This window comes from Actinophytocola sp., assembly GCF_036555685.1.
Lineage (GTDB): Bacteria > Actinomycetota > Actinomycetes > Mycobacteriales > Pseudonocardiaceae > Actinophytocola.
On the sequence record NZ_DATBKY010000244.1, the window covers coordinates 1 to 10183 of the forward strand.

Sequence of the window (10183 nt, forward strand, 5' to 3'; positions counted from 1 at the left end):
AGCGCCTGGAGATCGCGGGCAGTTCGCTGAGCCGCTTCGAGAACGGCACCGGCCCGGTCACCGTGCACCTGGTGCGCTCGATGATGGACGTCTACGACCAGCGCCTCGACGACGTGCTCGACCTCATCCGCCAGGCGCGGATCAGGGGTTGGTGGAAGCAGTACGGCATCTCCGACAAGGACTTCGTGGCTCTAGAAACCGGTGCGAGCAGAGTGAGCAACTACGAACTCGCATTCGTGCCCGGCCTGCTCCAAACCGCGGATTATGCGCGGGCCCTCTTCGAATCGAGTTGGAACGCCCGCACCGAGGAATGGATCGCGAACAGGCTGGCGGTGCGGCTGACCCGCCAGGAACGGCTCACCGACGAGGAGCATCCACTCGAACTGGATGCGGTGGTGCACGAGTTCGCTCTCCGCTATCCGGTGGGTGGACCAGGGGTCATGCGCACCCAACTCCAGCACCTCACCCTGATCAGTGAGCTGCCAGCCGTGACCTTGCGGGTTCTCCCCGCATCCGTTGTGTCGAACGAATCGATGGGTGGCGGCTTCACGATCCTGGATTTCCCCACATCGGGACAGCCCAGCATCGCCTACTCATTGCACGCTCTCGGCGACGAGCGGCAGGACAAATCCGAGCAGGTGGAACCGGCTAGACTGCAGTTCAACCACCTTCGATCGCTTGCGTTGGGGCCAACCGAGTCGGCCATGCTGATCGACCAGGTGGCAGCGGAGATGTGGTCAAGCTGAGAGGGTGTCCACTGTGGACCTGGCAGGCGCGCGGTGGCGCAAGAGTAGCTTCAGCTCCGGCGGTGGGGACGACAACTGCGTCGAGGTGGCGATTGTCCCCTCGACAACGGTCCTGCGGGATTCCAAGAACGCCGCCGGGCCGGTCCTCCTGCTTCCCACGTCCGCATTTCGTGCACTCCTGAGCGAAGCGCGAAGGGACCCTCGGGCGCTCTAGTTCATGTGACGGGGCGGTCGTGTCCCGCCGCCGGGCTCGTCGAATCCGGCGACGCGAGCGGTCTACCGGTCGCTGAGCACCCCGGGTGGGACGCGGGCGATCAAGGCCCGCGCGGCGGTGCAGCAGGCCCTCTCCGCCACGAGGTGCCGGTACGTGCCGCGCTGGCGGCCACGCGCAACGAACTGGCCGACGCGAAGCTCCTCGTGCCGAGCTGGCGGCAGTGCCTGATGCCGATCGCGCTGGCGGCCGTGGCCGCCGCGTTGTTCGTCCGGGCTACCGGCGGCGGCGTGGCCCGTGGCGGCCCTGGCGGTCGTCTCGCTGTTCCGGTGGCGCACCCGCGCGGGCCGGCGCGTCCTGCGGGAGCTGGTGCTCGCGTGCCCGACCCCGGACGCGGAGGCGTAGCTGCCGCCGCGGGACAGCGGCAGGACAGCGGGTTGGTCGTTGGCCTGCACGGCTTGCAGAACCCGCCGGGCATCACCTGGGCTACTACGGCGCCGTGGGCGGCCACGGCACCCCGTGATCAGGGCAGCTGCGCCAGCACCGTGACCGTGCCCGGCGCTATCTCGGTGAACCCCGCGTCCCGCACCGCGACCACGCCACGCGTGCGCCACGCCTGCTCGGGGTCGTCGCCCGGGCGCAGCGCGGCCCACCGATCGCGCGAAGGCGTGCGGACCGCGACCGGGAAGCCGTCCGCGGCCCACTTCCCGGTGTCCGGCCAGAGGGCCGCCAGCAGCATGGTCGCGTGGCCCACCTGGGCCGCCGCCTTGCCGGCGGTGATCTCGATGCCCGGGTTCAGCCAGAGGACCGGCACGCCGGGCGGCGGCGGGCCGGGCTCGTCGAAGGGCAGCTCGCTGCCGCTGATCTGCAGCCGGCTCACCTCCTTCGGTGTCTCCACGACCCGGCCCGGCACGAGCGCCCGCGCCTGCGCGCCGTCGACCGTCACCGTGACGCCCGGTAGCGCCTGCACGGCCGCCCAGTGCGCGCCGCGGGCCCGCCGCGCGACCTTGCGGATGCGGGCGTCGATCCACGCGGCGAGGTCGTCGTGCCACTCGCCGCCCTCATCGGCCCGCGGGTCGAGGCAGACCGCGACGGCCGCGGACGCGGCGGCCTCCAGCAACGCGGTGCGCCGGGGCGGCTCGGCCCGCTCGATCCGCAGCACGACGGGCATGGCCCGGACGGTCCCGGGGTCCTCGGCGGCGGTGTCGGCGGTCTCGGCGGCGGGCAGCCGCAGCCACTCCGCGTACCGTGCGGCCAGCGGGTCGAGGATGCTCACGGCCGGATGAGGTCGAGGCCGTCGGCCGCGTCGGCCGCCTCGACCTCGGCCCGGGTGACGCCCAGGACGAACAGCACGACGTCGAGGTAGGGGTGCGACAGCGCGGTGTCGGCCACCTCGCGCAGCGCCGGCTTCGCGTTGAACGCCACGCCCAGGCCCGCGGCCGACAGCATGTCGATGTCGTTGGCGCCGTCGCCGATCGCCACGCACTGGGCCAGCGGCACGTCGAACCGCTTGGCCGCCTCGCGCAGCGCGGTGGCCTTGCCCTCCCGGTCGACGATCTCCCCGAGCACCCGGCCGGTGAGCTTGCCGTCGACGATCTCCAGCTCGTTCGCGACGCTGAAGTCCAGGCCGAGCCGGTCGGCGAGCTGCGCGATGATGTGGGTGAACCCGCCGGAGACGACCCCGCACCGGAAGCCGAGCCGCTTGAGCGTGCGGATCGTGGTCCGCGCGCCGGGCATCAGCATGATCGACTGGGCCACCTCGTCGAGCACCGACTCCGCCAGCCCCTCGAGAGCCGCGACCCGCTGCCGCAGCGCGTCGGTGAAGTCGAGCTCACCGCGCATGGCCGCCTCGGTGACCGCGCGTACCTCGTCCTCGCAGCCCGCGCGGGCCGCGAGCATCTCGATGACCTCGCCCTGGATGAGCGTGGAGTCGACGTCGAACACGACGAGCCGCTTCGCCCGCCGGGTCAGGCCGTCGCGCTCGACCGCGACGTCCAGCCCGATCCGCGCGGACACCTCGGCGAGCGCCGAACGCAGGTCGGCGTCGGACTCCGGCGTGTCCTGGGCGACCGAGACCCGCAGCTCCAGGCCGGTGACCGGGAAGTCGGCGACCCGGCGGATCGCGTCGATGTTGGCGTCCAGCGCGGCCAGCCGGCGCGCCACCTCGGCGAACTGGCGCGCGGTGACCGGGCGGCCGAGGACGATCAGCACGTGGCTGGAGCCGAGCCGGGCCGGCGAGATCGGGTCGGCCCCGATCTCGACGGTCACCTGCATCTTCACCGTGGCCATGGCCTGCTCGACGGACTCCTGCAGGCCCTCGGGGTCGTGGTCGGTGCCGACGAGGACGCCGAGCACGAGCTGCCCGCGGATGACGACCTGCTCGACGTCGAGGATCTCGACGCCGTGGCGGGTGAGCACGGCGAACAACACCGAGGTCACCCCAGGCTTGTCCGGCCCGGAGACCGTGATCAGTACCGGCGTGCTCGGCTTTGCGACCAAGGTGGGCTCAGTTCGGCTTCTTGGGGTCGCCCTTGGAGATCTCGTCCGGGTTCATCTTCTCGGCGAGCACCTCGGACGGCGCGGGCGGCGCCGCCACGGCGCCGTGCTTGGCACTGAACGGGCCCGTGTACTTGTCCGCGTGGGCCTGCTCGATCATGTGCGGGTAGTGCAGGTCGAACGCCGGCCGCTCGGAGCGGATGCGGGGCATCTCGGTGAAGTTGTGCCGCGGCGGCGGGGTGCTGGTGGCCCACTCGAGCGAGTTGCCGTAGCCCCACGGGTCGTCGGCGTCGACGATCTCGCCGTACCGGTAGCTCTTGAACACGTTCCAGATGAACGGCAGCGTGGACGCGCCGAGGATGTAGGCGCCGATCGTGGAGATCGTGTTGAGCGTGGTGAACCCGTCGCTCGCCAGGTAGTCGGCGTACCGGCGCGGCATGCCCTCGTTGCCCAGCCAGTGCTGGATGAGGAACGTGCCGTGGAAGCCGATGAACGTCGTCCAGAAGTGCAGCTTGCCCAGCGACTCGTCGAGATATCGCCCGGTGAACTTCGGGAACCAGAAGTAGATGCCGGCGAACGTGGCGAACGCGATCGTGCCGTAGAGCACGTAGTGGAAGTGCGCCACCACGAAGTAGGTGTCCGACACGTGGAAGTCGATGGCCGGCGCGGCCAGCAGGATGCCGGTCAGGCCGCCGAAGAGGAAGGTGACGAGGAAGCCGACCGAGAACAGCATCGGCGTCTCGAACGTCAGCGACCCCTTCCACATCGTGCCGATCCAGTTGAAGAACTTCACGCCGGTCGGGATCGCGATGAGGAAGGTCATGAAGGAGAAGAACGGCAGCAGCACCGCGCCGGTGGCGTACATGTGGTGCGCCCACACGGCCACGGACAGCGCGCCGATGCCCAGCGTCGCGTAGATCAGGCCGCGGTAGCCGAACAGCGGCTTGCGGCTGAACACCGGGAAGATCTCCGTCACGATGCCGAAGAACGGCAGGGCGACGATGTAGACCTCGGGATGGCCGAAGAACCAGAACAGGTGCTGCCAGAGGATCACGCCGCCGTTCGCCGGGTCGAAGACGTGGGCGCCGATCTGGCGGTCGGCCAGCAAGCCGAACAGCGCCGCGGTCAGGATCGGGAAGGCGATGAGGATCAGGATCGACGTGATCAGGATGTTCCAGACGAAGATCGGCATCCGGAACATCGTCATGCCGGGGGCGCGCAGGCAGATCACGGTGGTCAGCATGTTGACCGCGCCGAGGATGGTGCCGAGACCCGCGAGGATCAGGCCGACGATCCACAGGTCACCGCCGACACCTGGTGAGTGGATCTTGTCCGACAGCGGGGTGTAGGCGAACCAGCCGAAGTCGGCGGCGCCACCCGGGGTAAGGAAGCCGGAGAGCACGATGATGCCGCCGAACAGGAACAGCCAGTAGCTGAACGCGTTCAGGCGGGGGAAGGCCACGTCCGGGGCACCGATCTGGATCGGCAGCACCAGGTTCGCGAACCCGAAGAGGATCGGGGTCGCGTACAGCAGCAGCATGATCGTGCCGTGCATCGTGAACAGCTGGTTGTACTGCTCCTGCGACAGGAACTGCTGCCCGGGGAAGGCCAGCTCGGACCGGATGAGCATGGCCATCGCGCCGCCGACCATGAAGAAGGCGAACGCCGTGACCACGTAGAACACGCCGATCTTCTTCGGGTCGGTCTCCCGGAACCACTGGAGCAGATACCCGCCCTTGACTGTCGGCCGCGCCGGATACGGCCGCGTGGCGACCGGCTTCGGGGCTACTGCAGTCACTCCATGCCTCCCGCGCGTCGAACAACCACGCCGAACCGTGGCTAGGGGGCCGATCGTATCCTTCTCATCGTGCGCTGACATGCGTGGGCTGGCACCCCCGGCCTGGACCGATCGCCCTCGCGATGGTCAGGGACGAGGCCCCTGTGAGGCCCACCACACGCGGGGCAGGTAGCACGGATCGTCCGACAATCGGGCCGCGGGCGTGTTCCGCGCTGTCGAGACCGGGTTTCAGCAGGTCACGGCCTGATAGGCCGCGATCGTGTCGCGGAGGATCTCCGCGCCGGGGCGGGTCCACAGCTCCGCGTTGAAGACCTCCACCTCGATCGGGCCCTGATAGCCGGCCCGGGCCACCGCGTCCAGCAACACGCCGAACTCCACGCAGCCCGCGCCCGGCAGGCCCCGGCCGACCAGCACGTCCGCCGGCAGTGGCAGGACCCAGTCGGCCAGCTGGAAGCAGGCGATCCGCGAGCCTGCGGCCGCGATCTCCGGGAGCACCCGCTCGTCCCACCACACGTGGTAGGTGTCCAGCGCGATGCCGACGGCCGCCGGCGGGAACCGCGCGGCCAGCGACAAGGCCCCGGACAGTGTCGCCACCACGCTGCGGTCCGCGGTGAACATCGGGTGCATCGGCTCGATCGCGAGCCGCACGCCCGCGTCCAGCGCGTGGGGCACCAGCGCCTCGATCCCCGCCGCGACCCGCTCGCGAGCCTCGGCCAGCGACCGGCCGGCGAGGCCGCCGCACACGAGCACGAGGACCGGCGCCCCGAGCGTGGCCGCCTCGTCGATCGCGCGCCTGTTGTCTTCGCGCCAGTCGTCCGCGCCGAAGAAGCCGCCGCGGCACAGCGTGCTCACCGACAGGCCCGCGTCGCGCACCAGCGCGGCCGACCGCGCGAGGCCGTGTGACAGGACCGGTTCGCGCCACAGCCCGACGAACCGAACCCCGGCGGCCGCGCACCCCGCGACCAGGTCCGGCAGCGGCCAGTGCTTCGCGGTGGCCTGGTTGAACGAGAACCGCTCCATCAACAGACCCCGCACGTCGCGAAGAACGCCCGCGCCCGGGCGGCGGCGAGCGACGCGTCCGGCAGCAGCCCCGCCTCGTCCGCCAGCACCAGCAGGCGGCCGAGATGCACCGGCGAGCGGCCGGACTGCAGGCCGCCGACCATCGTGAAGTGGTCCTGGTGGCCCGCGAGCCAGGACAGGAACACGATCCCCGTCTTGTAGTACTGCGTCGGCGTGCCGAACAGGTGGCGGGCCAGCGGCACCGTCGGGTCCAGCAACGCCCGGAAACCGGCGGTGTCCCCGGAGTCCAATGTGGCCAGTGCCCGTCCCGCGACGGGCGCGATGGCCGCGAACACGCCCAGCAGCGCGTCCGAGTGGCCGTGCGAGTCGCCCGCGATGAGCGACGGGTAGTCGAAGTCGTCACCGGTGTACATGCGCACCCCGGCCGGCAGCCGGCGGCGCAGGGCCACCTCGAAGTCCGCGTCCAGCAACGACATCTTCACGCCGTCCACCACGTCGGCGTGGTCCTTCAGCAGCGCCAGCAACGTCTCCGCCGCCGACTCGACCGACGAGGAACCCCAGTAGCCCGCCAGGTCCGGGTCGAACATCGCGCCGAGCCAGTGCAGCAGCACCGGGGAGTCCACCTCGGACAGCAGGGTGGCGTAGACGGACAGGTAGTCCTCCGGCCCGCGCGCGGCCGCGGCCAGGTGCCGCGAGCACATGAGCACCGGCACCGCCCCGGCCGACACCACGTCGGCGAGCTGCTCCCGGTAGGCGTCCCGCACCTCGGCGAGAGATGCCGGCCCGGGCGGCAGCTGGTCGGTGGCCACCCCGGCCACGATCCGCCCGCCCACCGACGCGGCCTCCGCCGCGCTTCGCCGGACCAGTGCGCGCACCGCTGGATAGTCCAGGCCCATGCCGCGCTGTGCGGTGTCCATCGCCTCGGCGACGCCGAGCCCGTGCCGCCACAGGTGGTGCCGGAAGGCGAGCGTCGCGTCCCAGTCCAGCGAAGCCGGCGCCCCGGGCACGTTGTCCGCCAGCGGATCCGCCACCACGTGCGCGGCCGCGTACGCCACCCGCGCCTGCGACGGCGCCGACCCGGGCGAGACGTCCGCGCCCCGCACGGCGTACCGCTCGCCACCCGGCAGGACCACCGAGGTCGACATCAGGCCGTCTCCGGGATCTCGATCCGCCGTCCCTCCCGGGCGGCCCGCATGCCGAGCTCGGCGAGCCGCACCCCGCGCGCCGCGGCGGCGAAGTCCCACGCGAACGGCTCGTCGGCCACCACGTGCCGCAGGAACGCCTCCCACTGCACGCGGAAGCCGTTGTCGAACACCTCGTTGTCGGGCACCTCCGCCCAGTCGCCGCGCTGGTCGACGTCCGGCGGCAGGTCCGGGTCCCACACCGGCCGCGGCGTCGCCGCCCGCGACTGCGCCCGGCAGTGCCGCAGGCCGGCGACCGCGCTGCCGTGCGTGCCGTCCACCTGGAACCAGACGAGCTCGTCGCGGTACACCCGCACGCACCACGAGGAGTTGAACTGCGCGACCACGCCGTCGGCCAGCTCGAACGTCGCGTACGCCGCGTCGTCGGCGGTGGCGGCGTACGCCACGCCGTCCTCGTCGAAGCGGCGCGGGATGTGCGTGGTGATCGTGGCCTGCACCGAGCGGACGCGGCCGAACAGGTGCTCCAGCACGTAGTTCCAGTGCGGGAACATGTCCAGCGCCACGCCGCCGCCGTCCTCGCTGCGGTAGTTCCACGACGGCCGCTGGGCGGGCTGCCAGTCGCCCTCGAACACCCAGTAGCCGAACTCGCAGCGCACCGAGAGCACCCGGCCGAAGAAACCGCCGTCCACCAGGCGCTTCAGCTTCCGCAGCCCCGGCAGGAAGATCTTGTCCGCCACCACGCCGGTCTTGATCCCCGCCGCCGCCGCGGCGCGGGTCAGCGCGAGCGCGCCGGCGTGGTCCATCGCGAGCGGCTTCTCGGTGTAGACGTGCTTGCCGGCCTCGATCGCCGCCGAGATCGCCTTCTCCCGCCGCTGCGTGGTGAGCGCGTCGAAGTAGATCGACACGTCGTCGCGGCCGAGCGCCTCGGTCAGGTCGGTCGTCCAGTCGGACAGGCCGTGCCGCTCGGCGATGCCGGCGAGCTTGCGCTCGTTGCGCCCCACCAGCACCGGCTCCGGCCACAGCAGCGTGCCGTCCGGCAGCGGCAGCCCGCCGTCGGCGCGGATGGCGAGCAGCGACCGGACCAGGTGCTGGCGATACCCCATCCGCCCGGTCACACCGTTGAGCACTATCCCGACCGGAACCCTGGAGGCGCGCGGCTCGTCCGGGCGCTGTGTCATCTGTCCGCTCCTTCGCCCTAGTGGCTCGCCTGGGAGCCCAACAAACTGCGGATCTCGCGCGTGAGCGTGCCGAACCCCGGGTCGGTCATCACCTGCGCGTAGTCCCGCTCCGCCGGCAGCCCCACCGGCAGCGTCCGCATGAGCCGGCCCGGGCGGGGGCTCATCACCTCCACGCGGGTGCCGAGGAAGACGGCCTCCGCGATCGAATGGGTGACCAGCAGGATCGTCGTACCGGTCTCCCGCCAGATCCGGTTCAGCTCGGTGTTGAGCCCTTCCCGGGTCAGCGCGTCGAGCGCGCCGAACGGCTCGTCCATCAGCAGCACCGGCGGCGAGTGCAGCAGCGCGCGGCACAGCGCCACCCGCTGCTGCATGCCGCCGGACAGCTCGTGCGGCAGCGCCTTCTCGAACCCGGACAGGCCGGTCAGCTCGATCAGCTCGTCGGCCCGGACCGCGGCCTCGGCCCGGCTCATGCCCCGCATCTCGGCCTGCAGCAGGATGTTCTTGCGCACGCCGCGCCACTCCAGCAGCGCGGCCCGCTGGAACGCGAACCCGATGTTCTGCTGCGGCCGGGTGACGAGGCCGCCGAGCAGCGTCACCGACCCGGTCGTCGGCCGCACGAGCCCGGCGATCACCTTGAGCAGCGTGGACTTCCCGCATCCGGAGGGGCCGACGATGGTGACGAACTCACCGGCCTCGACCCGCATGGTGACGTCCTCGAGCGCCGTGGTGGCCGACCGCTTCGACTGGAAGCGGACGGTCAGGTCCGTGACGTCGACGGCCGTGCCGGTGAGCGTGCCGGTCATCAGGAGCCCGAGGCCTTCGCGTGCGAGCCGTCCCAGTAGTCCGACGGTGCGCCCGCGTCGGCGAGGTCGGCGTACTGCTTCATCAGGTCGATGGTGCCCTGCCACTGCTCCTCGGTGTTGACGCCCGGCTGGCCCCCTGTCGACTCGGTGTCCAGCTGCAGCAGCGGCTGCGCGAGCGTGAGCTGCTTGACGAGCACCTCCTCCGGTGGCTCGTTCTCGGCCATGGCGGCCATGGCCTGCGCCGCGGCCGGGATGTCCTTGACCGCCTCGGCCCACGACTTCTGCGTGGCGCGGACGAACCGGGTCACCAGGTCCTTCTGCTCGGAGAGCGTCTTGTCGTTGACGACGATGCCGGTGCCGAGCATGTTCAGCCCCGAGTCGGCGTAGAGGAGGTGGTCGACCTTCTTGCCGGTCTTCGCCTCGATCGTCGGGCCCTGGTCGTGGAAGAAGCCCATGATCGCGTCGACCTGGCCCTCGGCGAGCTGTGCGATCTTGTTGGCCGGGTCCATGTTCACGACCTTCACGTCGCTCGCGGACATGCCGTTCGCCTTGAGCCACGCGGGGAACGTCGCGTACATCGCGTCGCCGGGCGTGCCACCGACCGTCTTGCCCTTGAGGTCCTCGGGCTTGGTGATCTTCTGGTCGGAAAGGAACTCCAGCGACGCCGGGCCCTTCTGCAGGAACACGCCGACGCTCTTCACCGGCATCCCGGACGCGATCCCGTTCAGCAGCGGCGGGGTGTCCGCCCAGCCGAACGTCGTCTGGTTCTGCGCGACCTGCTTGATCACC

The 10183-nt window shown here is 71.1% G+C and carries 10 protein-coding genes; 2 read left to right on the plus strand and 8 right to left on the minus strand.

Features of this window, described 5'->3' with window-relative positions; translation table 11 throughout:
* Together VH969_RS24495 and VH969_RS24500 are read left to right on the plus strand one after the other, a co-directional pair.
* A partial coding sequence (locus tag VH969_RS24495; RefSeq protein WP_331978181.1) for a DUF5753 domain-containing protein occupies window positions 1-746 on the plus strand: 746 nt, incomplete at its 5' end.
* Window positions 747-759: 13 nt separating this feature from the next.
* Window positions 760-960: a DUF397 domain-containing protein gene (locus tag VH969_RS24500; protein ID WP_331978199.1), complete on the plus strand. Its 201-nt coding sequence runs from the start codon at window positions 760-762 to the stop codon at window positions 958-960.
* Window positions 961-1480: 520 nt separating this feature from the next.
* Here VH969_RS24500 and VH969_RS24505 read toward each other — a convergent pair.
* From VH969_RS24505 to VH969_RS24540, 8 genes are all read right to left on the minus strand, one after another.
* Entirely contained in the window at window positions 1481-2233 is a 753-nt protein-coding gene (locus VH969_RS24505) for an aminoacyl-tRNA hydrolase (protein ID WP_331978183.1), read from the minus strand.
* Window positions 2230-3456 (minus strand): phosphoserine phosphatase SerB, encoded by a 1227-nt coding sequence (serB, locus tag VH969_RS24510; RefSeq protein ID WP_331978185.1) that lies wholly within the window; start codon window positions 3454-3456, stop codon window positions 2230-2232. The genes VH969_RS24505 and serB overlap by 4 nt, the downstream gene beginning before the upstream one ends.
* Before the next feature lie 7 nt (window positions 3457-3463).
* Window positions 3464-5251, minus strand: coding sequence for an aa3-type cytochrome oxidase subunit I (gene ctaD, locus VH969_RS24515; RefSeq protein WP_331978187.1), 1788 nt, complete (start codon window positions 5249-5251; stop codon window positions 3464-3466).
* A 228-nt stretch (window positions 5252-5479) separates the two neighbouring features.
* Window positions 5480-6286, minus strand: a complete 807-nt coding sequence (locus tag VH969_RS24520) for a sugar phosphate isomerase/epimerase family protein (RefSeq protein WP_331978189.1) — start codon at window positions 6284-6286, stop codon at window positions 5480-5482.
* Window positions 6271-7416, minus strand: a complete 1146-nt coding sequence (locus VH969_RS24525; protein ID WP_331978191.1) for a dihydrodipicolinate synthase family protein — start codon at window positions 7414-7416, stop codon at window positions 6271-6273. Before VH969_RS24525 ends, VH969_RS24520 begins: the two co-directional genes overlap by 16 nt.
* Window positions 7416-8591 (minus strand): Gfo/Idh/MocA family protein, encoded by a 1176-nt coding sequence (locus VH969_RS24530; RefSeq protein ID WP_331978193.1) that lies wholly within the window; start codon window positions 8589-8591, stop codon window positions 7416-7418. Before VH969_RS24530 ends, VH969_RS24525 begins: the two co-directional genes overlap by 1 nt.
* A 17-nt stretch (window positions 8592-8608) precedes the next feature.
* A complete protein-coding gene (locus VH969_RS24535; protein WP_331978195.1) occupies window positions 8609-9394 on the minus strand; it encodes an ABC transporter ATP-binding protein in 786 nt (261 codons plus the stop codon).
* Window positions 9394-10183 (minus strand): ABC transporter substrate-binding protein (locus VH969_RS24540; RefSeq protein ID WP_331978197.1); only part of this gene is annotated, 790 nt, incomplete at its 5' end. The genes VH969_RS24540 and VH969_RS24535, both read right to left, overlap by 1 nt.

Coding starts and splice junctions, on each gene's coding strand:
- VH969_RS24535 (WP_331978195.1), bottom strand. CDS start 9,394: ATGACCGGCACGCTCACCGGCACGGCCGTCGACGTCACGGACCTGACC.
- VH969_RS24525 (WP_331978191.1), bottom strand. CDS start 7,416: ATGTCGACCTCGGTGGTCCTGCCGGGTGGCGAGCGGTACGCCGTGCGG.
- VH969_RS24530 (WP_331978193.1), bottom strand. CDS start 8,591: ATGACACAGCGCCCGGACGAGCCGCGCGCCTCCAGGGTTCCGGTCGGG.